This window comes from Leclercia sp. CFBP8987, from assembly GCF_034044995.2.
In the GTDB taxonomy this organism is placed as follows: domain Bacteria; phylum Pseudomonadota; class Gammaproteobacteria; order Enterobacterales; family Enterobacteriaceae; genus Enterobacter; species Enterobacter tamurae.
Map to the genome: position 1 here is coordinate 4,422,776 of NZ_CM188255.1, position 19,991 is coordinate 4,442,766.

Here is a 19,991-nt window from a genome sequence, read left to right on the forward strand (position 1 = left end):
TCCGAAGGGATTACCAACGGTAGTGTGCGAACGCCTTGTTGGCTTCTGCCATACGGTGAACGTCTTCACGTTTCTTAACTGCAGTACCTTTGTTGTCTGCAGCATCAGAAAGTTCGTTCGCCAGACGCAGAGCCATGGATTTATCACCGCGTTTACGAGCAGCTTCAACGATCCAACGCATTGCCAGAGCATTACGACGGACCGGACGAACTTCAACTGGAACCTGATAAGTAGAACCACCTACGCGGCGGGACTTAACTTCAACAGTCGGGCGAACGTTGTCGAGAGCGACTTCGAAAGCTTCCAGTGAGGTTTTACCAGAGCGCTGAGCCAGGGTCTCAAGCGCGCTGTATACGATTGCTTCTGCAGTAGATTTTTTACCATCTACCATCAGGATGTTTACAAATTTTGCCAGCAGTTCTGATCCGAATTTCGGATCTGGAAGAATTTTACGCTGACCAATGACGCGACGACGTGGCATGGGAATACTCCGTTGTTAATTCAGGATTGTCCAAAACTCTAAGAGTTTAGTGTGACATTAAGATAAATCAGTTTGGCCTTACTTAACGGAGAACCATTAAGCCTTAGGACGTTTCACGCCGTACTTAGAGCGAGATTGCTTACGGTCTTTAACGCCGGAGCAGTCAAGCGCACCACGAACGGTGTGGTAACGAACACCCGGAAGGTCTTTTACACGACCGCCACGGATCAGGATCACGGAGTGTTCCTGCAGGTTGTGACCTTCACCACCGATGTAGGAAGTCACTTCAAAACCGTTAGTCAAACGCACACGGCATACTTTACGCAGTGCGGAGTTTGGTTTTTTAGGGGTAGTGGTATACACACGAGTACATACACCACGTTTCTGCGGGCAGGCTTCCAGCGCAGGCACGTTGCTTTTTGCAACTTTGCGAGCGCGTGGTTTGCGTACCAGCTGGTTAACTGTTGCCATTAAATAGCTCCTGGTTTTAGCTTTTGCTTCGTAAACACGTAATAAAACGACCTCATACAATATGAGGACGCGAAATTTTAGGGCTACGTCGAAAAGGTGTCAAGAAATATACAGCGATCTCACATCACCAGTTCATTTGACCGGCGTGCTGGACGGCCAGATTAACGAAATCAGTATAGCTAACCACGTCAATCTTGGTTGAAATTTGACCAGTAAGACCGCGAGCATCGATATCATCTTTAAGCGCAGAGACTGAGATGGGGGCATTACTGAGAATATCAACAAAGCGGTTGCCTTCTACCGCCGCCAGAACGCCATCCTGGATCAGCAGCAGGGCATCACCTTCCCGCACCATTCTCATCAGGCTATCGATGTCGCAGTGCCAGGGGGAGCGGCTCAAAGTATGGAGCATGACGGCCTCAGAATGTCAGGATGGTATCGAAGTGGGAGAGATGTTCACGCAACACCTCCGGCACCACCACCGTAGCGTCGAGAACAAAGGGGGTGCTTTCACTCAGACCGCGCTCCTGCAGGGAGGCGGCACAGACGTAGAACGTCTCGATGTCATACAGCGGCAAGACCTTAAAGGTCGCGATGTAGTCGCGCGCCAGCACGGCCTGCGGTTGCTGGCCGGCCAGCAGCTGAAACACGCCGTCGCCGATAAAGAATACGCCGATCTCTTCTGTCAGCGCGGAGGTCGCCAGTAACGCATCCAGCCCTTCCCTGCCGGCGGCACTGCCATGCGGAGCAGAGGCAAAGACAAAAGCCACGCGGTTCATCAGAATTGCACCATTCTGTCGCAGGTTAATGCGGCTTGAGCCAGCGCCCCAAGGCCACTGAGTGAAAAGCCGTCATTAAGATTGGCGGCTGACAGGCCCAGACGCTGCGCTTCATTTGCATCGCTCACGCCGCGACGGAGCGCTGCCGCCACACAAATATGAAGCTCAACCCCGTGCTGCTGGTTCAGGGATTGCCATGCGCGCACCAGGTCAAACTCATCGGAAGCGGGGGACGTCAGCTGGTTGGCGTTATAAATGCCTTCACGATAAAAAAAGATACTGACCAGTTCGTGTCCGGCGCCCAGCAGCGCGCGCGCAAACTGCAACGCACTGCTGGCTTGCTGCGTACCGTAAGCCGGGCCTGTCACCATTAATGCAAAACGCATTACTTCTCGTGCCCCAGGAAGTCGCCGCTTTTGAACTGACGGATGTAGAGATACACCGTGTGCTTAGAGATATTGAGACGATCGGCCACCTGGTTAATCGCATCTTTGATATCAAAAATGCCTTTCTCGTAGAGGTTAAGCACGATCTGACGATTCTTGGCGTTGTTAGACACATTGCGATCGGCATTCACTTCTTCGATGGTGAACTCCAGCGTCTGGGTGACGAGGTCTTCTACCGAGGAGGCAAAGTTAACAGCGGATCCGACATCCGGCGTTTCTGGCGGAATAAAGGTGTTCATGATCTGGGAGAACGGCACATCGAGATTCATGTTGATGCACAGCAAACCAATTACCCGATGATCGCGGTTGCGGATGGCAATCGTCACGGACTTCATCAGGACACCGCTCTTGGCGCGGGTGAAATAACATTTCGAGACGCTGCTGTCCGCACCGGTCATGTCGTGCAGCATACGCAGTGCAAGGTCGGTGATTGGCGAGCCAATTTTACGGCCAGTATGCTCACCATTGGCAATGCGGATGGCAGAACATTTCAGATCTTGCAGGGAGTGCAATACGATTTCGCAGTGGGACCCAATGAGCATCGCTAACCCGTCCACTACCGCTTCGTAGGATTTCAGAATATCGAAATCGGTCTGATCGAAAGGACGTTGATCCAGCAGATCAAGTTCGCTGGTTTCGTTGGTTAAAAGCGACCTGGTCATGAAAAAAACACTCCTTTTCAGGAGCCTGTCGGTAGGTTTTCAGGGCAGGCTCATTATTTACACGGGCAACTAAATTAATACAGCGTAGGTAGCGCTTCCAGTGTTAATTATATCTGCACCATAATAAAAAAACCGCCGCTTCAGGAGCGGCGGTTGTTACCGATTTACTTCTTGGTGGCTTCAGCTGGCGCTTCTGGCTTCGCGTCCGGCTTAGCATCCGCCTTCGGTGCTGGTTTGATATCCAGCAGCTCTACGTCGAATACCAGGGTGGAGTTAGCCGGGATACCCGGGACGCCAGTTTTGCCGTAGGCCAGATCCGGTGGGATGACCAGCTTGATTTTACCGCCTTTCTTGATGTTCTTCAGGCCTTCAGTCCAGCCAGGGATAACACCATCCAGACGGAAGGAGAGCGGCTCACCACGGGTGTAAGAGTTATCGAACTCTTTACCGTCGGTCAGGGTACCTTTGTAGTTTACCACTACGGTATCGCTGTCTTTCGGTGCGTCGCCGGTACCTTCTTTCTCTATTTTATAGACCAGGCCAGTTGGAGAGGTTTTTGCGCCCTTCTCTTTAGCGAAAGCTTCACGGTAGGTTTTGCCTTTCGTTTCGTTTTCAGTCGCGTCTTTCTCCATCTTCTCCTGCGCTGCGCCTTTCACGCGCGCTTCGAAAGCCTGCAGAGTTTGCTCGATTTCCTGGTCTGACAGTTTGCTCTTATCAGCAAATGCATCCTGAACACCGGCGATCAGCTGAGCCTGATCCAGCTTGATGCCCAGTTTTTCTTGCTCTTTCAGAGAGTTTTCCATGTAACGGCCCAGAGATGCGCCCAGCGCGTAGGCTGACTTCTGGTCGTCATTTTTGAACGCCGCATTGCTGTCAGCAGTCGCAGCAGGCTTTGCTGCAGTATCGGCAGCGAAAGTCAGCGGCGCATGCAGAGCGACGGCCATCGTGGTCGCCAGCAGCGTTACTTTAAACAGTGATTTCATCCATTTCTCCAGGGCCGGGGACTCTCACCCCGTATTAAGCGTAATTGAGAAGCGTACTATAAAACGTTGAGGAACAAATCTACAGGTAGACACCCCTGATTCGCACCACATTTCAGACTATTTTTGTTTAAATTAGTTTCGCAGCAATGGGATGTTTACTGCGCGCGAAGATAATCTCGGGTAAAATTCGCCGCCGCCAGCCCCGGACGGGGCAACAGAGACCAACGAGGTGAATCATGCAGAATACAGATATGGAAGCACGACTGGCTGAACTCGAAAGCCGCCTGGCTTTTCAGGAGATCACCATCGATGAGCTGAATCAGACCGTAACGGCCCACGAGCTTGAAATGGCCAAGTTGCGGGATCTGCTGCGTCTGTTAACCGAAAAAGTGAAAGCGTCGCAGTCATCACACATTGCGTCGCAGTCGGAAGAGACGCCGCCGCCCCATTATTGAGACGTAAAAAAAGCGGGATATTCCCGCTTTTTTGAGCCTTAAGCCGTGAAGCTTAGTGGCAACCGCAACCGCCATTACCGCAACCACCTTTACCGTGGTCGTGACCATGGTCGTGATCGTGGCCGTGACCGCCGCAGCAACCGTCGTGACCGTGATCGTGGTCGTGGTCGTGACCGTTCGCACCGTGAACGTGGCCGTGAGCCAGCTCTTCTTCAGTGGCTTCGCGGATAGCTACCACTTCAACGTTGAACTTGAGGTTCTGGCCAGCCAGCATGTGGTTGCCATCAACCACAACGTGGTCATCTTCAACTTCAGTGATTTCTACTGGAACTGGACCCTGGTCAGTTTCAGCCAGGAAACGCATGCCAACCTGCAGTTCGTCAACGCCCATGAACACGTCTTTAGGAACGCGCTGCACCAGGTTGTCATCGTACTGACCGTAAGCGTCGTTTGCGCCTACAGCAACGTCAAATTTATCGCCAACTTCATGACCGTCCAGCGCGTTTTCCAGACCGGAAATCAGGGAACCGTGACCGTGCAGGTAGTCCAGCGGCGCACTCACCGGAGACTCATCAACCAACACACCGTCTTCTGTACGTACCTGATAGGCCAGGCTGACCACCAGGTCTTTTGCTACTTTCATGATATCTCCTGAGCGTGGGAAAATTGCTGGCGCAGATTGTAACGGAAATCTGCACCCGTGTACCCTTTAGCTTAAAAAAACTCAGGGCATATCGCTAGTCCGGATGAAAAATCCCGATCACTTGCTCTTCTTTGCGAACATGCTCGCGAGCCTCTTTATCCGCCTCACGCATCTGGTGTCCGCACTTAACACACTCAACAATATCGATATTGTTCTCTCGCCACATCGCCAGCGTGTCCTGAGCCTGGCAGGCCGGGCATTTCGCACCGGCGATAAAGCGTTTACGAATCGCCATCATCTACCTCTTTATTCAAATTCATCCCAGCCATCCAGCTGTCGACGCTCCTGCTGCATCTCGCGCTGGAAGATCTCTTCCAGCTCGCGTCGCGCCTCCCGCACCCGGGAAATTTGCACCGTGTCGGTATGCACCGGCATCAACTCGCGCAGCATCATCATATCCAGACGGCGAAAGTGTAACTGCGCGCGCTGGGCCTGATGCGGATGCATTCCCAACGTCACTAAGGTTTTGCGCCCCAGCTCCAGCGCACTGGAGAAAGTCTCACGAGTAAATTGCTTCACCCCGGCCTGGAGCAGTTCATGGGCCTCTACACGCCCGCGCGCCCGCGCCAGGATATGGAGATGCGGAAAATGCTGCTGGCAGATCTGCACCAGCTTCATGGTGTCTTCCGGATCATTACAGGTGATGACGATCGACTCCGCCGCCTCTGCCCCGGCGGAACGTAACAGTTCCACCTGGGTGGCATCACCGTAATACACTTTGTAGCCATATTTTCGCATCAGGTTCACCGCGCTGATATCACGCTCCAGAACGGTGACACGCTTTTTGTTCGCCATCAGCAGGCGGCCAATCACCTGACCAAAGCGCCCGAAGCCCACCACGATCACCTGCGGTTTGTCATCGTCCACCCAGGGCGCTTCATGCTCATCTTCCGGCGCATTGATGCGCCGGGAAAGCTGCCTGTCGATGAGCTTCATCAGCAGCGGCGTGGTCATCATCGACAGCGTGACGGTGACCAGTAGCAGCGCCATCTGGTCATGCTGGAACAATCTCTGGGACGATGCTGTGGAGAAGAGCACAAAAGCGAACTCTCCCCCCTGGCTCAGCACCCCGGCAAGCTGCGCGCGTTCCGGGTGACGCAGACCGTATACCCGCGCCAGCCCGTACAGCACCAGCATTTTGACGGTCACCAGCACCGCAACGCCCAGCAGCACGACCAGGATATGGGTATAAAGCACGCCAAGATTCAGGGCCATGCCGACCGAGATAAAGAACAGCCCTAACAGCAACCCTTTAAACGGATCGATGGCGATTTCCAGCTCGTGCCGGTACTCACTCTCTGCCAGCAGCACGCCGGCAATAAAAGTTCCCAGCGCCATCGACAACCCCAGCGCATCCATAAACAGCGCCGAGCCCAACACCAGCAGCAGCGTGGCGGCGGTAAACACCTCCCGCACCCCGGACGCCGCAATAAAGCGGAACACCGGACGCAGCAGATAGCGCCCGCCTACCAGCATGCCGGCAAAGGCCAGCACCTTCATGCCGATTTTCATCCAGTCGAAATGCTCGTCGCCCGACCCCGCCAGCAGCGGCACCAGGGCCAGGGCCGGGATCACCGCCAGATCCTGGAACAGCAGCACGGAGAAACCGAGCTGTCCCGTTTCGTTACGGTTCATGCCTTTGTCGCGCATTAGCTGTAACGCCATCGCAGTGGAGGACATCGCCAGCCCAATCCCGCCGACCACCGCCGCCTGCCATGAGAAATGGCCCAGCATCAGCAGGCCGCCGAGGATCACTGCGCTAAACAGCACCTGCGCGGCGCCCACGCCGAAGATGGATCGCCGTAGTTGCCAGAGCTTCGCCGGATTCAGCTCGAGGCCGATAATAAACATCAGGAAGACGACGCCCAGCTCCGAAAAGTGCAGGATTTCGTCCACATCGCTGATAAACCCCAGCCCCCACGGGCCAATGGCGATACCCGCCAGCAGATAGCCGAGCACCGCGCCGATACCCAGACGCGAAGCCAGCGGCACCGCCACCACGGCAGCGAGCAGAAACAGCACCCCCGCCAGCAACAGATCGGAACCTTCCATCAGCGACCTCCCGTCAGATTAGGCGCAGCCAGCCAGTCGCCGTAGGCTTTGGCATGGCTGGCCAGTTCACTCTGCTGCTGCCGACGCGCCCAGTAGACCACGATCGGTCTCAGCCAGTGCATGTGGCACATGGCCGCCGTCAGCTCGAACGGGCGTAAAATATCGTTCATCGAGTAGCGGTTAAGCCCGTCGTGACGATAGGCACTCTCCGGCTCGCCGGTGGTAATCACGTTCCGCCAGTACTTTCCCGCCAGCTGGTTTCCTCCCGGGCCACTGGCAAAACCGCGGCTCAGTACGCGATCCAGCCACTCTTTCAGCAGTGCCGGGCAGCTGTAAGTGTAAAGCGGATGCTGGAACACGATGACGTCATGCTGACGCAGCAGCTCTTGCTCATAAGGGATGTCGATAAAAAAATCGGGGTAGTGCGCGTAAAGATCGTGCACCGTCACATTACTGAGCCGTAATGCCGGCTGGAGCAAAACCCGGTTGGCGACCGAGTCCTGCGACTCCGGATGGGCATACAGCAGCAGCACTTTTGCTGTCTGGGACATCATTCCTCTCCCGGGTCGTCATCACTGTTATTTTGGGCTACCATGGCACACCCACGCGGCGCGTGGCGGCACATTTAACCTGATTATAATGACAACTTAACATAGTCGGAACACACGGCGCTCTATGATTGTTTTCTCCTCATTACAAATTCGTCGCGGCGTACGCGTCCTGCTGGACAACGCTACAGCCACCATTAACCCGGGCCAGAAAGTGGGCCTGGTGGGCAAAAACGGCTGCGGTAAATCCACGTTACTGGCATTGCTGAAAAACGAGATCAGCGCGGACGGCGGTAACTTTACCTATCCGGGCAACTGGCAGCTGGCCTGGGTAAACCAGGAGACGCCCGCCCTGAGCATACCGGCGATGGACTATGTGATTGACGGCGACCGGGAGTACCGCAAGCTGGAAGTCGAACTGCACGCCGCCAACGAACGCAACGACGGTCACGCGATTGCCACCGTCCACGGCAAACTCGATGCCATCGACGCCTGGACCATCCGCTCTCGCGCCTCCACGCTTCTGCACGGTCTGGGTTTCAGCAATGAACAGCTGGAACGCCCGGTCAGCGACTTCTCCGGTGGCTGGCGGATGCGTCTCAACCTGGCCCAGGCGCTGATCTGCCGCTCGGACCTGCTGCTGCTCGATGAACCGACTAACCACCTCGATCTGGATGCCGTCATCTGGCTGGAGAAGTGGCTGAAGAGCTATCAGGGCACACTGATCCTGATCTCCCACGACCGTGACTTCCTCGATCCGGTGGTGGACAAAATTATTCATATCGAACAGGAATCGATGTTCGAATACACCGGCAACTACAGCTCGTTTGAGCGTCAGCGCGCGGTGCGTCTCTCCCAGCAGCAGGCGATGTACGAAAGCCAGCAGCAGCGGGTGGCGCATCTGCAAAGCTTTGTCGATCGCTTCAAGGCCAAGGCCTCCAAAGCCAAACAGGCCCAGAGCCGCATCAAGATGCTGGAACGGATGGAGATGATTGCCCCGGCGCATGTCGACAACCCGTTCCACTTCAGCTTCCGGGCACCGGAGAGCCTGCCCAACCCGTTACTGAAAATGGAAAAGGTCAGCGCCGGTTATGGCGACCGCATCATTCTCGATTCCATCAAGCTCAACCTGGTTCCGGGTTCCCGTATCGGTCTGCTCGGGCGCAACGGCGCCGGTAAATCGACCCTGATTAAGCTGCTGGCGGGCGAGCTGGCTCCGGTCCGCGGCGATATCGGTCTGGCGAAGGGCATTAAGCTGGGTTATTTCGCCCAGCATCAGCTGGAATTTTTACGCGCGGATGAATCCCCGCTGCAGCACCTGGCGCGTCTGGCACCCCAGGAGATGGAGCAGAAGCTGCGGGATTACCTGGGCGGCTTTGGCTTTCAGGGCGATAAAGTCACCGAAAACACCGAGCGCTTCTCCGGCGGCGAGAAAGCACGTCTGGTGCTGGCGCTTATCGTCTGGCAGCGCCCGAACCTGCTCCTGCTCGATGAACCGACTAACCACCTGGATCTGGACATGCGCCAGGCCCTGACCGAAGCCTTGATCGAGTTTGAAGGCGCGCTGGTGGTGGTCTCGCACGACCGTCACCTGCTGCGCTCCACCACCGACGATCTCTATCTGGTCCATGACAGCAAAGTGGAACCTTTCGATGGCGATCTGGAAGATTATCAGCAGTGGCTGAGCGACGTGCAGAAGCAGGAGAGCCAGCCTGCCGAAGGCGCCAAAGATAACGCCAACAGCGCCCAGGCACGTAAAGATCAGAAGCGTCGCGACGCGGAGCTGCGCACCCAAACCCAGCCGCTGCGCAAAGAGATCACCCGTCTGGAAAAAGAGATGGAGAAGCTCAACGCACAATTGGCTACCGTGGAAGAAAAACTGGGTGACAGCGGACTGTATGACCAGACGCGTAAAGCCGAGCTGACCGAATGCCTGCAGGTGCAGGCCACGACCAAATCCAGCCTTGAAGAGTGCGAGATGGCCTGGCTGGATGCGCAGGAACAGCTCGAAGGGATGCTTCAGAACGAATAACCCGGTGGAGGAGCGATGATACCTGACCTGACCAGCGAGATTACCTTTCGCAAACTGAGCATCTTCATGACATTTATGGAGACGGGCAATATCGCCCGGGCCGCTGAGGTGCTGAACCTCAGCGGGGTCAGCGTCCATCGCGCCCTGCACACGCTGGAAGAGAACGTCCGCTGCCCGCTGTTCACCCATAAAGGCCGGAATCTGATCGCCCTGCCCGCCGCCTGGACGCTGCTGGAGTACTGCCAGGAGGTGATGCAGGTCATGGAGCGCGGGCTGGAAGAGGCGCGTAAAACGGCCGGTATCGGCCAGGGCCGTCTGCGGGTGGGGACGCTCTACTCCCTGACGCTCGAGACGGTGCCGCAGTTGATTATGGGCATGAAGCTACGCCGCCCGGATCTGGAGATGGATCTCACCATGGGCTCCAACGAGACCCTGCTGCATATGCTGGAAGAAGGCTTGCTGGATGCGATTCTGATCTCCATTTCTGAAAGCGAAATCGACCGCAACAACCTCGAAGTGCTGCCTCTGTTCCACGACGATATCTGTCTTGCCGCCCCCGCCTCGGCGCAGCTCAATACCGACGCGCTGGCGGATTTACGTGACTACAAAGACCAGAAGTTTGTCGCCCTGGCGGAAGGTTTCGCCACCTACGCTGGTTTCCAGGAGGCGTTTCATATCGCCGGATTTGAGCCGGAGATCGTCACCCGGGTTAATGATATTTTCTCGATGCTGAGTCTGGTGCAGGCGGGTGTCGGCTTTACGCTGATGCCGGGCAGGATGAAAAAAGTGTATGAAAACTCGGTGCAGCTGTTAAAGCTGGCCGAGCCGTATCAAATGCAGCAGATGATCGCCATCGTCTTTGCCCGCAACCGCGAGCAGGACCCGAGCCTGCGGGCGCTGGCGGCAGAAGGCCGCATGTACGCCCGCCGCCTTGAGCAGAACGCTACGCCTTAAGACGCCGGGCGAGATGCACCGCAACGTCAATGCCGCTGCGTTCCAGAGAGACAGACTCCCCTTCCCAGGCCGCCTGACGCGTCAGGCAGGTCAGCACCCCGCCGGGAGGCATCTCGATCGCCAGCCGCGCTTCACGCTCGTTCGCGGCAATCACCGCCTCCTGCCAGCGCACCGTCCGGGCCATGTTCATGGCCAGATCGTCGGCAATTTTCTCTGGCTGCCAGAGCACGCGCCCGGTGCTGCCGCTCAGGTATGCACAGCGGGGACGAGAGAGCGTAACCCGGCTGAACGCCTCAACCAGTTTTTGCGCCGGTTCCGCCAGCAGTTCGCAGTGCGACGGGACGCTGACCGTCAGGCGGCGGGCTTTATTGGCCCCTTTCGCCAGCGCGCGCGTCGCCACTTCTGCCATGCCATCATCGGCACCAGCGATCACAATCTGTGTCTCGGCATTCAGGTTGGCGATATAGGTGCCGGTGCCTTCCATCAGGGTTTCTACCTGGGGAAGCGTTAACCCCATAATCGCCGTCAGGCCGTAGCCCTGAGGATAAGCCTGCTCCATCAGATCGCCACGCAGGGCCACCAGTTTCAGGGCATCAGCAAAATCGAGCGCCCCGGAGATGACCGCCGCAGGATAGGCGCCGATTGAGAGGCCGCTGACGATATCCGCCGCGACGCCGCGACGCGCCAGTTCACGCCCCCAGGCGACACCCGCGATCAGCAGCGCGAGCTGTACCGCGCGGGTGTGTTGCAGCGCCGCCGGGGAGTCCAGCGCGTCCACCTCACTGGCGCCCAGCACTTCACGCGCCTGAGCCAGCTCGGTTCCCGGCAGGTTTTGCAGCATACCGGGATGCTGCGTCCCCTGCCCCGGAAAGGTAAACAGGATCTTCATTGTTCCTCCCATGCCCAGGGGTTGGCCGTCAGGCGCGGCCCCCGGTCGGTTTTCAGCAACGTTTTGCCATCACGTAGCCATTCGTTGAGCGCAAAGCCGCCCAGCGGCGTCTCGACCTGGGTATCGGCCCGACAAAGCGCCCCTTCAAGGTGCGACTGCCAGGTCAGCAAAACATCGGGAGAGAGGGGCTGCGGGACGCGGATCAGCAGATCGAGATCGCTGTCGGCGTGGATCACCGCAATGCCGGTCGCCAGCGCATAACCGATGCTGCCGGTAATACCCCAGGTCCAGGGCCAGGGTGTGCGGGAAAGTTGTGCAGCCACCTGAACCGGTGGCTGAGTGATAAAGGGCGAGCGCAGCAGATTTGCTTCTGCGCTCAGCTGTTCGGGGGAGATGACACGAACAATCTGGTCCGGGTTAACCCAGCCCGCCGCGCGCTGATCGCGCTTCAGGCCACGTACGCCCACCGGAATACGTCCGTTACCATCAACATCACGCCGCACCACCACTGGCAGGCCGGTGTGCCAGGCGCCATCTACCCAGGCGTCGGCAATCCCTTCCAGCGCGTCACGCGCATTAAGCCAGATAAGGTCGTGGGGGCGTAATGTTGTGGTCATGATTACATTCCTGAAGTCAGCGAGATAAACAGCGGCAGAGACAGGATACACAGGACGGAGCTTAACAGCAGCACGGCTTCTGCATCCGGCGACTGCACGCCAAAGCGGTTACCGAACACCACACCGAAGAAGCCGGCGGACAGGGCAATCATCAGGATCGCGGTGATCGCCACCGAACCGTGGAGACCAAACACCAGCACAATGCCCCAGGCAATCGCCGGCTGAATCAGCAGCTTGGTGATGGTAGCGCTAATCACCATGGTGTTGATCTGCAGCTTACGGGCCGACAGGATCACGCCGGTCAGGAACAGTGCCGCCGCGGTGGCCGACAGGCCCAGAGGCTTGATGGACGCCAGGACCAGGTCCGGCATTTTGATGCCAATCGCGGACAGAATCACACCCAGCAGTGGCCCCATCACAATCGGTTTCTTGATTGAGCGCCACATCAGAACCGGCAACATCGCCAGCGTAGACCCACTGTTTGTCCCTTCCGCACGGGCTTTTTCGCGTTCCAGAATCAGCAGACAGAACGGCGTCATCAGGACAGAACCACAGGCAATGGAGACCGCCACCGAGAGCGAGGTCGCCGGGCTTTCACCCAACACGCTGCCCAGAATCGGCAGACCCAGCGCCGCGTAGTTCGGCAGTGCCACGGTCAGGGTCAGCACGGCGGCATCCTGCGGGGATTTTTTGAAGACGTTAGTGGCGAGGAAGTAGATGGCCGCATAGGTGATCCACATCGCCAGGGTCAGGACGAGGATCAGCGGCGACTGGGCAATGATACCTGCCCAGGGCGTTTGCACCGTGGCGCTGAACAGCGCGGCGGGCAATGCAAAATCCATCACGAAGATATTAAGCAGAGAGACATTTTTGTTATCCACCATTTTGGCTTTACCGGCCCAGAAGCCGAGCAGCATGATGACAAAAATGGGTGCAAGGGCATGAACAATCACATAAGTCATAAATCACCTGTAAAAAAAGAAGTTTAAGCACTGACGCGATGGTTATTATTTTCAGGATGCAGGTTTCCGCGTGGGCGCAACGGGTGCGCCCACGGGGCGTGCATCTGGCAGGTCTTTTCTTTTTAGTATTACCAGCTGGCTCGCATACGTTCGCGTACAAGAGCTGAGCTATGGCGATTGTCGGCACCCAGACGGCTTTTCAGCGTCGGATCCCGGCGAGCGTCATCAATGGCCTGTTGTAAGGTGGTTTTCACCAGCGCCAGATCGAGAGAAGAAGGTGCGTCCGGATTGCTGATATCCAGCAGGTTTTCCAGCAGCCCCAGCGTGGCATAGTTACTGATGTCATACGCCATTGGCGGAATGGTTGCCGCCAGTTTTTCCAGTGCGTCCAAGGTACGCAGCGTGATGCGTGCGGCAGACTCTTTACCCATCGCGTGGATCAATACGCCCTGGTCGTTAAAGGCGATCAGCCGGTTGGCCTGATAACCGTGGGCCAGAAACGCCCCGGACATCGCTTTCCCGACGATAAGGCCAATCACCGGATGGCCCGCCAGACGCGCGTTAGCATAGGCCGCAGCAGCACCGGCCAGCGCCTGGTGAATACCAAAACCCTCTTCACGACGACCATAGGCCTGGCTCGGTACGTCGATGACCGCCACAATCGGGCGTTTCACCGCGTTGTCAGCATCGGCCGCGACGGTTTCGCTTACCACTTTGGCCAGGGTCCAGCCTTCCAGCAGACCCACTTCGCCACGTGCGGCACGCGGGTAGTGGTTATTAGCATCCGGCACCACCGCAACAAAGCGCACCGCTTCGCCATTCAGCTCGCCGTCTGCCGCCTGCACCGACGGGCAGAGCCCTTCCAGATGTTTGGCATGCGGCGCAAGGGTTTCCAGCCAGAGCTCACCACGGCTAATTGAAGTACTCATCATTTCACCTCCCGGGCAAAGAGCGCGTGAATCTGTTCGGTATCCGCCTGTTTGCGGGTGTCGAATTTGGTCAGGCGTTCGAGATACCAGTCGTAATTGTCGGTGCGGTGTTTAGCCGGCACGCCTTTCGCAATCGCGTCGTTCATCGCCGCTTTCACCGCGTTCACGCCGTCGCCCACCAGGGCGTCCACCAGCCCGCTTTGATAGCGAATTTCGCCCCCGGTCATGCTCCAGATAAACGGACGGTCGCGGGAGTCGTATTCTTCAATCCCGGCTTCCTGCTCGATAACCTGTGGGCCGTTGAGGCCGAGACGCGCTTCGCGGGTCACAATCAGATAGCTGCACAACGCGGCCGCAATGGACATCCCGCCGAAGCAGCCGACGGTACCCGCGACAATGCCGATGACCGGGGTATAGCGACGCAGATCGACAATCGCAGCGTGAATATCCGCAATCGCCGCCAGGCCAAGGTTAGCTTCCTGAAGACGGACGCCGCCGGTTTCCAGGCTCAATACTGCCTGGGTTGGAATACCGTTGCGGTTATCTTCCGCCGCCAGCTCCAGCGCTGCCGCCATTTTGGCCCCGGACACTTCGCCCATGCTGCCGCCCTGGAACGCCCCTTCGATGGCGACCACCACCGCGGGTTTGCCGTTGATGGTGCCTTTCGCCACCACCATGCCGTCATCAGCCTGCGGCACAATGCCCTGCGCGCCCAGCCACGGAGAGATAATCTCTTCGAACGGATCCAGCAGTTCGCGGAAGCTGCCCTCGTCGAGCAGAGCCTGCGCACGCTGGCGCGCTTTTAATTCGATAAAGCTGCTGTCATCACGCATGGCTCACCCCCTCAAAGACCTGTTCGATACGAATGCGTGCCACGCCCGGCGTGGCGCCAAAGTCGTGGATGGTCAGTTTGCCCGCCGGCAGGCTGCTGACGGTCTGCAATCTGTTGAACAGCGCATCCCAGCGGCCACGGCTGTTATCGACGGAGGTGGTGATTTCAATAGCCAGCGTCTGGCCCTGGTCGGCGGTAAATAACACCTCCATATCCCCGGAGCCAACAACGCCTGCCAGCGCTTTGCCGTTCAGGGTACGGCTGGCGGGCAGAGTTAATGTAATTTTTTCCATAACATCCTCTTAATTCGCTAAATAAGGCGTCTCTATGCGGTCAAGGAACAGCGTGGCGGCCAGCAGGTCGGCCGCGCCGCCCGGAGAGGCATTGAGCAAGAGCATCTGTTTGTCTAATACGGCTAAGATGCGTTGCCCCTCAGGGTGAGCGGTGCCGCCAGCGGCTAATACCGCCCGGGCGCCGTTCTGCATGGCGTCCAGCCCCTCCATACCGGCGCGGGAGAGCACGCAGGTATCGGTTAACGAGGTCATGATCGCCATTAACGCATCGAGCCGGGCGTGGGCTTCGGTACCGCCGTTAAGCCGGCTCAGGCGAAGCTGCGGCAGCGCCCGCTGCATAATGTGCGGAAACGCCTGCTGCGCCTCTTCGCGCGCGCCCGGCACCCGATAGCGGTGGGTGGCGCGCAGCCCTTTACTGAATACTTTCGGCGCGGCGTCATCCGGCAGTTTCGCCAGCTGCGCGGCGGTATCGGCTACCGTCCGGGCTTGCGCATTGCCGCCGAGCATCGCCACGGCGCTGACTAACAAGCCCAGCGCCCAGATAGCGCCCCGGTGGGTATTCACCCCGCCGGTGGCGGCCATCATCCGCTGCTCGCCTTCGCGGCCCAGCCGACCTACGGTCTGCCGTAGCGCGATATCGGCCGGACGCTGCCAGCTTTGCAGCGCCAGCGCCTGAAACGTGGGGGTCAGGCTGTGCGCCGAACGCTCCATCAGCGCGAGCGAGAGATCGTGATGCGCGCCATTCCCCCGACTGTCCACCAGACCGGGTTTCGGGCTCAGTCGCGCTTCGTCAATCAGACACTGCGTGGCGGTTCGCGCCAGCCATTCGGCACCGCCTTCAACCTGGATCCGGGGGAGTAGTTTCATTACCAGCTCCGGAATTTCGCAGGTGGGTTGTACAGACCGCCCGACCATTCCACCAGGTCAGACACGCTGCCAGCCGCCAGCAGAGAGCGGGTCGCGTCAGTGCGGCGAATCCCCATGTCTTCCGGGTAGACCACTTTGCCACTCTGGCGCAGCTCGGCGACGCGTTTGGCGTCCACACCCAGACCGATATCGGTGATCCCTGCTACCGCAGCGACCATGGCCCGACGTTCCTCAAGATCTTTGGCCCGGTAGAGGTAAGCAATCCCCTCTTCCGTCAGCACGTGAGTGACGTCATCCCCGTAAATCATGACCGGGGCCAGCGGCATACCGGAGGCTTTCGCCACCTCCACAGCGTCGAGTTTTTCCACGAAGGTCGGTTTCACGCCCGCCTGGAAGGTTTCGACCATCTGCACCACCAGCTTTTTACCGCGCTGCATCGGATCGGGTTCAGTGATCATGTTCAGCCAGGCCGGGGTGGCATGACGACGACCGTGCGGGTCGTGGCCCATATTTGGCGCCCCACCGAAGCCGGAAAGACGACCGCGGGTCACGGTTGAGGAGTTGGCATAGCCATCAACCTGCAGCGTAGAACCGATAAACATATCCACCGCGTACTGGCCTGCCAGCTGGCAGAAGGCGCGGTTAGAGCGCATGGAGCCGTCGGCGCCGGTAAAGAAGATGTCAGGACGGGCACGAATGTACTCTTCCATCCCCAGCTCACCGCCGAAGCAGTGCACGCTCTCGACCCAGCCGCTTTCAATTGCCGGGATCAGCGTCGGATGCGGGTTCAGCGTCCAGTGTTTACAGATTTTGCCTTTCAGGCCGAGCTGTTCACCGTAGGTCGGCAGCAGCAGTTCAATGGCGGCGGTGTTGAAGCCGATACCATGGTTCAGGGACTGAACCTGGTGTTCCGCATAGATGCCTTTGATGGCCATCATCGCCATCAGGATGTGTTCCTGTTTGATCAGGCGTGGGTCACGGGTGAACAGCGGTTCGATGAAGAACGGCTTATCGGCCACGACCACGAAATCAATCCAGGAGCCAGGGATATCCACGCGCGGCAGATCGCACTCATCGTCCACCAGCTCGTTGACCTGAGCGATAACGATACCGTCGTGGAAGGCGGCGGCTTCGACCAGCGCCGGGGTATCCTCGGTGCTGGCACCGGTATAGAGGTTACCTTTACGGTCCGCTTTAAAACCGGCAATCAGCGCCACGTTTGGCGACAGATCAACATACAGGCGGGAATAGAGTTCGATGTAGGTGTGGATGGCACCAATTTCCAGTTGCCCGTCTTCCAGCAGCTGCGAAATACGCAGGCTCTGGGTACCTGAGAATGAGAAGTCGAGTTTGCGGGCGATACCCTTCTCAAAAATATCCAGGTGCTCGCTGCGACCGACGCTCGGCATAATCATATGCAGATCGTGAACAATTTGCGGGTTCACTTCGGCCAGAGAACGGGAAAGAAAATCTGCCTGTTTCTGGTTATTCCCTTCCAGTACGACTTTGTCGCCTGGGGCGATCAGTTTTTCCAGCATGGCGACAAGGTCGCCTGTTGGCAGTACTTTGCCCTGCACCGGGACGGAAGCCAGGCGGCGCGCTTTTTCAGTGCGACGCGTGTTCCAGTTCCGGGCTGGCATTTGCCCTGATAACATTGTTAACCTCCTGATTCAGCTCATCTTTAGATTTGCTTAACGTTGAGTTAAGTGTGCCCCCTGGCGATAAAGTCATCAATTAAGCGTAGAGAGGAATCATTAGCATGAGAGTAATAATCAAGGTAAATATTTGTGATCGGGATCAGTTCATGTTTCGGAAAACTAGGCTAAACGGGGTACAATTCGGAAGGTATCGTAAATAACAGACAATAATTAGCATCACCTTTATGACCCAAATCATCCCCTCAGACTTCAACATTGCAGCCGACGAAAGCGCGGAATTTGTCCCCATGCGGGGCGTGTCGAACCGACACCTGCAGACCATGCTGCCGCGTCTCATCCGCCGTAAAGTGCTTTTTACCCCCGTCTGGCAGCGCCTTGACCTGCCGGATGATGACTTCGTTGATTTAGCCTGGAGCGAAGATCCGCAGCAGGCCCGGCACAAACCCCGACTGGTGGTCTTCCATGGTCTGGAGGGCAGCCTGCACAGCCCCTATGCGCACGGCCTGATTCAGGCGGCAAAAGCGCGCGGCTGGCTGGGCGTGGTGATGCACTTCAGAGGGTGCAGCGGCGAACCCAATCGCCAGAAACGCATCTATCACTCCGGTGAAACTGAAGATGGCACCTGGTTCCTGCGCTGGCTGGCAGAGACTCACGGCCCGGCCCCTACGGCGGCAGTGGGCTATTCGCTGGGTGGAAACATGCTCGCCTGCCTGCTGGCAAAAGAGGGCGATACCATCCCGCTGGATGCCGCCGCCATCGTCTCTGCCCCGTTCATGCTGGAGCACTGCAGCTATCATATGGATAAGGGCTTCTCGCGAATCTATCAGCGTTATCTGCTTAACTTGCTCAAAGCCAATGCGGCACGCAAACTTAAAGCTTACCCGGATACGCTCCCGGTCAGTCTGCGACAGCTGAAGAAAGTGCGCCGCCTGCGCGAATTTGACGATCTGATCACCGCCAAAATTCACGGTTTTGCCGATGCGATTGACTACTATCGCCAGTGCAGCGCCATGCCGGTGCTGAGCAACATCACCAAACCGGTACTGATTATTCATGCTAAAGACGATCCCTTTATGGATCATCACTCGATACCCGCGCAGGAATTTTTGCCCGCTAACGTACAGTATCAGCTGACCGAACACGGCGGACACGTGGGCTTTGTCGGTGGCACGCTGCGCCGCCCGCAGATGTGGCTGGAAACGCGTATCCCGGACTGGCTGACCACATACCTGGAACCGATAAGATGATTATTCCCTGGCAAGATCTGGCTCCCGAAACGCTGGATAATCTGATTGAAAGCTTTGTGTTACGCGAAGGCACCGATTATGGTGAACAGGAGCTTTCGCTTGAGCAGAAGGTCGCCGACGTCAGGCGCCAGCTGCAAAGCGGTGAGGTGCTGGTGGTATGGTCTGAGCTGCACGAAACCGTCAACATCATGCCTCGCAATCAATTTCGCGGTTAACCGCGACCTCTTTCCATTCAGGGAGTTGCTATGTCCGCCAGACATCCGGTTATTGCCGTTACAGGGTCGAGTGGTGCGGGTACCACTACCACCAGCCTCGCCTTTCGTAAGATCTTCTCGCAGCTGCATCTGCGTGCTGCGGAAGTAGAAGGCGACAGCTTTCACCGCTTCACCCGCCCTGAGATGGACATGGCCATCCGCAAGGCCCGCGATCTCGGCAAACACATCAGCTACTTTGGCCCGGATGCCAACGACTTCGGCCTGCTGGAGCAAACCTTCGCCGAATACGGGCGAAGCGGCACCGGCCAGGCACGCAAATACCTGCACACCTATGACGAAGCGGTCCCCTGGAACCAGGTGCCGGGCACCTTCACCCCCTGGCAGCCGCTGCCGGAACCGACCGACGTGCTGTTTTATGAAGGCCTGCATGGCGGAGTGGTGACGCCGCATCACGACGTGGCGCGCCATGTCGACCTGCTGGTGGGCGTGGTACCGATCGTCAATCTGGAGTGGATCCAGAAGCTGACGCGGGATACCAGCGAACGCGGTCACTCCCGCGAGGCGGTGATGGACTCGGTGGTGCGCTCGATGGAGGATTACATTAACTTCCTGACGCCACAGTTTTCCCGCACCCATATTAACTTCCAGCGCGTCCCGACCGTGGACACTTCTAACCCCTTTGCCGCAAAAGGCATCCCGTCCCTTGACGAGAGCTTCGTGGTGATCCACTTCCGCAATCTGGACAATATTGACTACCCCTGGCTGCTGGCGATGCTGCAGGGTTCATTTATTTCGCACATCAATACGCTGGTGGTGCCGGGCGGGAAGATGGGGCTGGCGATGGAGTTGATCATGATGCCGCTGGTGCAGCGGTTGATGGAAGGCAAGAAGATCGACTGAGGTTTTGTTGCCCGGT

Annotated in this window: 25 protein-coding genes; 6 read left to right on the forward strand and 19 right to left on the reverse strand. The window is 57.6% G+C overall.

The genetic code is table 11. The features are described from left to right. Positions 1-10 precede the first annotated feature (10 nt). The 7 genes from rpsG to fkpA form a co-directional block, all read right to left on the reverse strand. Complete coding sequence (gene rpsG / locus SOM40_RS21335) at positions 11-481, reverse strand: 30S ribosomal protein S7 (protein ID WP_106995162.1); 471 nt, start codon at positions 479-481, stop codon at positions 11-13. Positions 482-577: 96 nt separating this feature from the next. Then, positions 578-952 (reverse strand): 30S ribosomal protein S12, encoded by a 375-nt coding sequence (gene rpsL, locus SOM40_RS21340; protein ID WP_003023654.1) that lies wholly within the window; start codon positions 950-952, stop codon positions 578-580. A gap of 124 nt (positions 953-1,076) precedes the next feature. Further along, complete coding sequence (gene tusB, locus SOM40_RS21345; RefSeq protein WP_166184332.1) at positions 1,077-1,364, reverse strand: sulfurtransferase complex subunit TusB; 288 nt, start codon at positions 1,362-1,364, stop codon at positions 1,077-1,079. Positions 1,365-1,371: 7 nt separating this feature from the next. Next, positions 1,372-1,731 carry a sulfurtransferase complex subunit TusC gene (gene tusC / locus SOM40_RS21350; RefSeq protein ID WP_320530932.1) on the reverse strand — a complete coding sequence of 120 codons (360 nt, stop codon included), beginning with the start codon at positions 1,729-1,731 and terminating at the stop codon, positions 1,372-1,374. Continuing rightward, the gene (gene tusD, locus SOM40_RS21355; protein WP_106995165.1) at positions 1,731-2,117 is read right to left on the reverse strand and encodes a sulfurtransferase complex subunit TusD; all 387 of its coding nucleotides are present in this window, start codon (positions 2,115-2,117) and stop codon (positions 1,731-1,733) included. The genes tusC and tusD overlap by 1 nt, the downstream gene beginning before the upstream one ends. Then, positions 2,117-2,839 carry a helix-turn-helix transcriptional regulator gene (locus SOM40_RS21360; protein WP_106995166.1) on the reverse strand — a complete coding sequence of 241 codons (723 nt, stop codon included), beginning with the start codon at positions 2,837-2,839 and terminating at the stop codon, positions 2,117-2,119. The genes tusD and SOM40_RS21360 overlap by 1 nt, the downstream gene beginning before the upstream one ends. Positions 2,840-3,003: 164 nt before the next feature. Beyond that, positions 3,004-3,822: an FKBP-type peptidyl-prolyl cis-trans isomerase gene (fkpA, locus tag SOM40_RS21365; RefSeq protein ID WP_106995167.1), complete on the reverse strand. Its 819-nt coding sequence runs from the start codon at positions 3,820-3,822 to the stop codon at positions 3,004-3,006. A 236-nt stretch (positions 3,823-4,058) separates the two neighbouring features. Here fkpA and SOM40_RS21370 point away from each other — a divergent pair, with 236 nt between their 5' ends. Next, positions 4,059-4,277: a protein SlyX gene (locus SOM40_RS21370; RefSeq protein ID WP_156264763.1), complete on the forward strand. Its 219-nt coding sequence runs from the start codon at positions 4,059-4,061 to the stop codon at positions 4,275-4,277. Between the two features lie 52 nt (positions 4,278-4,329). Here SOM40_RS21370 and slyD read toward each other — a convergent pair whose 3' ends face one another. From slyD to kefG, 4 genes are all read right to left on the reverse strand, one after another. Next, entirely contained in the window at positions 4,330-4,920 is a 591-nt protein-coding gene (slyD, locus tag SOM40_RS21375; RefSeq protein WP_106995169.1) for a peptidylprolyl isomerase, read from the reverse strand. 94 nt (positions 4,921-5,014) lie between these two features. Continuing rightward, positions 5,015-5,215, reverse strand: coding sequence for a YheV family putative zinc ribbon protein (locus tag SOM40_RS21380; protein ID WP_106995303.1), 201 nt, complete (start codon positions 5,213-5,215; stop codon positions 5,015-5,017). A gap of 11 nt (positions 5,216-5,226) precedes the next feature. Next, entirely contained in the window at positions 5,227-7,032 is a 1,806-nt protein-coding gene (gene kefB / locus SOM40_RS21385; protein WP_320530931.1) for a glutathione-regulated potassium-efflux system protein KefB, read from the reverse strand. Beyond that, positions 7,032-7,583, reverse strand: coding sequence for a glutathione-regulated potassium-efflux system ancillary protein KefG (gene kefG, locus SOM40_RS21390; RefSeq protein ID WP_181247320.1), 552 nt, complete (start codon positions 7,581-7,583; stop codon positions 7,032-7,034). Before kefG ends, kefB begins: the two co-directional genes overlap by 1 nt. Before the next feature lie 124 nt (positions 7,584-7,707). Here kefG and SOM40_RS21395 point away from each other — a divergent pair, with 124 nt between their 5' ends. Continuing rightward, positions 7,708-9,612: an ABC transporter ATP-binding protein gene (locus SOM40_RS21395; protein WP_320530930.1), complete on the forward strand. Its 1,905-nt coding sequence runs from the start codon at positions 7,708-7,710 to the stop codon at positions 9,610-9,612. A gap of 15 nt (positions 9,613-9,627) precedes the next feature. Then, positions 9,628-10,566: a LysR family transcriptional regulator gene (locus SOM40_RS21400; protein WP_261645128.1), complete on the forward strand. Its 939-nt coding sequence runs from the start codon at positions 9,628-9,630 to the stop codon at positions 10,564-10,566. Here SOM40_RS21400 and mdcH read toward each other — a convergent pair. The 8 genes from mdcH to mdcA all read right to left on the reverse strand — a co-directional run bounded on the left by mdcH (position 10,556) and on the right by mdcA (position 17,610). Continuing rightward, positions 10,556-11,455 (reverse strand): malonate decarboxylase subunit epsilon, encoded by a 900-nt coding sequence (mdcH, locus tag SOM40_RS21405; protein WP_320530929.1) that lies wholly within the window; start codon positions 11,453-11,455, stop codon positions 10,556-10,558. The genes SOM40_RS21400 and mdcH overlap by 11 nt on opposite strands. Next, on the reverse strand, positions 11,452-12,072 hold the full coding sequence (locus tag SOM40_RS21410) for a malonate decarboxylase holo-ACP synthase (RefSeq protein WP_320530928.1): 621 nt from the start codon (positions 12,070-12,072) through the stop codon (positions 11,452-11,454). The genes mdcH and SOM40_RS21410 overlap by 4 nt, the downstream gene beginning before the upstream one ends. A gap of 2 nt (positions 12,073-12,074) precedes the next feature. After that, positions 12,075-13,034, reverse strand: coding sequence for an AEC family transporter (locus tag SOM40_RS21415; protein ID WP_225760076.1), 960 nt, complete (start codon positions 13,032-13,034; stop codon positions 12,075-12,077). 128 nt (positions 13,035-13,162) lie between these two features. Beyond that, positions 13,163-13,963, reverse strand: coding sequence for a biotin-independent malonate decarboxylase subunit gamma (gene mdcE, locus SOM40_RS21420; RefSeq protein ID WP_320530938.1), 801 nt, complete (start codon positions 13,961-13,963; stop codon positions 13,163-13,165). Further along, positions 13,963-14,796, reverse strand: a complete 834-nt coding sequence (locus SOM40_RS21425) for a biotin-independent malonate decarboxylase subunit beta (RefSeq protein WP_106995178.1) — start codon at positions 14,794-14,796, stop codon at positions 13,963-13,965. Before SOM40_RS21425 ends, mdcE begins: the two co-directional genes overlap by 1 nt. Beyond that, on the reverse strand, positions 14,789-15,088 hold the full coding sequence (mdcC, locus tag SOM40_RS21430) for a malonate decarboxylase acyl carrier protein (protein WP_106995179.1): 300 nt from the start codon (positions 15,086-15,088) through the stop codon (positions 14,789-14,791). Before mdcC ends, SOM40_RS21425 begins: the two co-directional genes overlap by 8 nt. Positions 15,089-15,097: 9 nt before the next feature. Then, positions 15,098-15,955, reverse strand: a complete 858-nt coding sequence (locus SOM40_RS21435; protein WP_320530927.1) for a triphosphoribosyl-dephospho-CoA synthase — start codon at positions 15,953-15,955, stop codon at positions 15,098-15,100. After that, entirely contained in the window at positions 15,955-17,610 is a 1,656-nt protein-coding gene (gene mdcA / locus SOM40_RS21440) for a malonate decarboxylase subunit alpha (RefSeq protein ID WP_320530926.1), read from the reverse strand. Before mdcA ends, SOM40_RS21435 begins: the two co-directional genes overlap by 1 nt. Positions 17,611-17,837: 227 nt before the next feature. Between mdcA and SOM40_RS21445 the strand changes: the two genes are divergently transcribed. Genes SOM40_RS21445 through SOM40_RS21455 form a run of 3 tightly spaced genes read left to right on the forward strand, consistent with a single transcriptional unit; the run spans position 17,838 to position 19,975 of the window. Continuing rightward, complete coding sequence (locus SOM40_RS21445) at positions 17,838-18,860, forward strand: hydrolase (protein ID WP_261645124.1); 1,023 nt, start codon at positions 17,838-17,840, stop codon at positions 18,858-18,860. Next, positions 18,857-19,075, forward strand: coding sequence for a YheU family protein (locus SOM40_RS21450; protein ID WP_106995183.1), 219 nt, complete (start codon positions 18,857-18,859; stop codon positions 19,073-19,075). Before SOM40_RS21445 ends, SOM40_RS21450 begins: the two co-directional genes overlap by 4 nt. Before the next feature lie 30 nt (positions 19,076-19,105). Continuing rightward, complete coding sequence (locus SOM40_RS21455; protein WP_166184357.1) at positions 19,106-19,975, forward strand: phosphoribulokinase; 870 nt, start codon at positions 19,106-19,108, stop codon at positions 19,973-19,975. Positions 19,976-19,991: the final 16 nt, after the last annotated feature.

Bases quoted from the DNA above. Each gene is read 5' to 3' on its own strand.
- kefG (WP_181247320.1), bottom strand. From the start codon at position 7,583: ATGTCCCAGACAGCAAAAGTGCTGCTGCTGTATGCCCATCCGGAGTCG.
- SOM40_RS21445 (WP_261645124.1), top strand. From the start codon at position 17,838: ATGACCCAAATCATCCCCTCAGACTTCAACATTGCAGCCGACGAAAGC.
- SOM40_RS21425 (WP_106995178.1), bottom strand. From the start codon at position 14,796: ATGCGTGATGACAGCAGCTTTATCGAATTAAAAGCGCGCCAGCGTGCG.
- SOM40_RS21435 (WP_320530927.1), bottom strand. From the start codon at position 15,955: ATGAAACTACTCCCCCGGATCCAGGTTGAAGGCGGTGCCGAATGGCTG.
- SOM40_RS21395 (WP_320530930.1), top strand. From the start codon at position 7,708: ATGATTGTTTTCTCCTCATTACAAATTCGTCGCGGCGTACGCGTCCTG.
- tusC (WP_320530932.1), bottom strand. From the start codon at position 1,731: ATGAACCGCGTGGCTTTTGTCTTTGCCTCTGCTCCGCATGGCAGTGCC.
- rpsL (WP_003023654.1), bottom strand. From the start codon at position 952: ATGGCAACAGTTAACCAGCTGGTACGCAAACCACGCGCTCGCAAAGTT.
- tusB (WP_166184332.1), bottom strand. From the start codon at position 1,364: ATGCTCCATACTTTGAGCCGCTCCCCCTGGCACTGCGACATCGATAGC.
- kefB (WP_320530931.1), bottom strand. From the start codon at position 7,032: ATGGAAGGTTCCGATCTGTTGCTGGCGGGGGTGCTGTTTCTGCTCGCT.
- tusD (WP_106995165.1), bottom strand. From the start codon at position 2,117: ATGCGTTTTGCATTAATGGTGACAGGCCCGGCTTACGGTACGCAGCAA.
- SOM40_RS21380 (WP_106995303.1), bottom strand. From the start codon at position 5,215: ATGGCGATTCGTAAACGCTTTATCGCCGGTGCGAAATGCCCGGCCTGC.
- SOM40_RS21455 (WP_166184357.1), top strand. From the start codon at position 19,106: ATGTCCGCCAGACATCCGGTTATTGCCGTTACAGGGTCGAGTGGTGCG.
- rpsG (WP_106995162.1), bottom strand. From the start codon at position 481: ATGCCACGTCGTCGCGTCATTGGTCAGCGTAAAATTCTTCCAGATCCG.
- mdcC (WP_106995179.1), bottom strand. From the start codon at position 15,088: ATGGAAAAAATTACATTAACTCTGCCCGCCAGCCGTACCCTGAACGGC.
- SOM40_RS21415 (WP_225760076.1), bottom strand. From the start codon at position 13,034: ATGACTTATGTGATTGTTCATGCCCTTGCACCCATTTTTGTCATCATG.
- mdcE (WP_320530938.1), bottom strand. From the start codon at position 13,963: ATGAGTACTTCAATTAGCCGTGGTGAGCTCTGGCTGGAAACCCTTGCG.
- SOM40_RS21450 (WP_106995183.1), top strand. From the start codon at position 18,857: ATGATTATTCCCTGGCAAGATCTGGCTCCCGAAACGCTGGATAATCTG.
- SOM40_RS21410 (WP_320530928.1), bottom strand. From the start codon at position 12,072: ATGACCACAACATTACGCCCCCACGACCTTATCTGGCTTAATGCGCGT.
- mdcH (WP_320530929.1), bottom strand. From the start codon at position 11,455: ATGAAGATCCTGTTTACCTTTCCGGGGCAGGGGACGCAGCATCCCGGT.
- SOM40_RS21400 (WP_261645128.1), top strand. From the start codon at position 9,628: ATGATACCTGACCTGACCAGCGAGATTACCTTTCGCAAACTGAGCATC.
- slyD (WP_106995169.1), bottom strand. From the start codon at position 4,920: ATGAAAGTAGCAAAAGACCTGGTGGTCAGCCTGGCCTATCAGGTACGT.
- SOM40_RS21360 (WP_106995166.1), bottom strand. From the start codon at position 2,839: ATGACCAGGTCGCTTTTAACCAACGAAACCAGCGAACTTGATCTGCTG.
- SOM40_RS21370 (WP_156264763.1), top strand. From the start codon at position 4,059: ATGCAGAATACAGATATGGAAGCACGACTGGCTGAACTCGAAAGCCGC.
- mdcA (WP_320530926.1), bottom strand. From the start codon at position 17,610: ATGTTATCAGGGCAAATGCCAGCCCGGAACTGGAACACGCGTCGCACT.
- fkpA (WP_106995167.1), bottom strand. From the start codon at position 3,822: ATGAAATCACTGTTTAAAGTAACGCTGCTGGCGACCACGATGGCCGTC.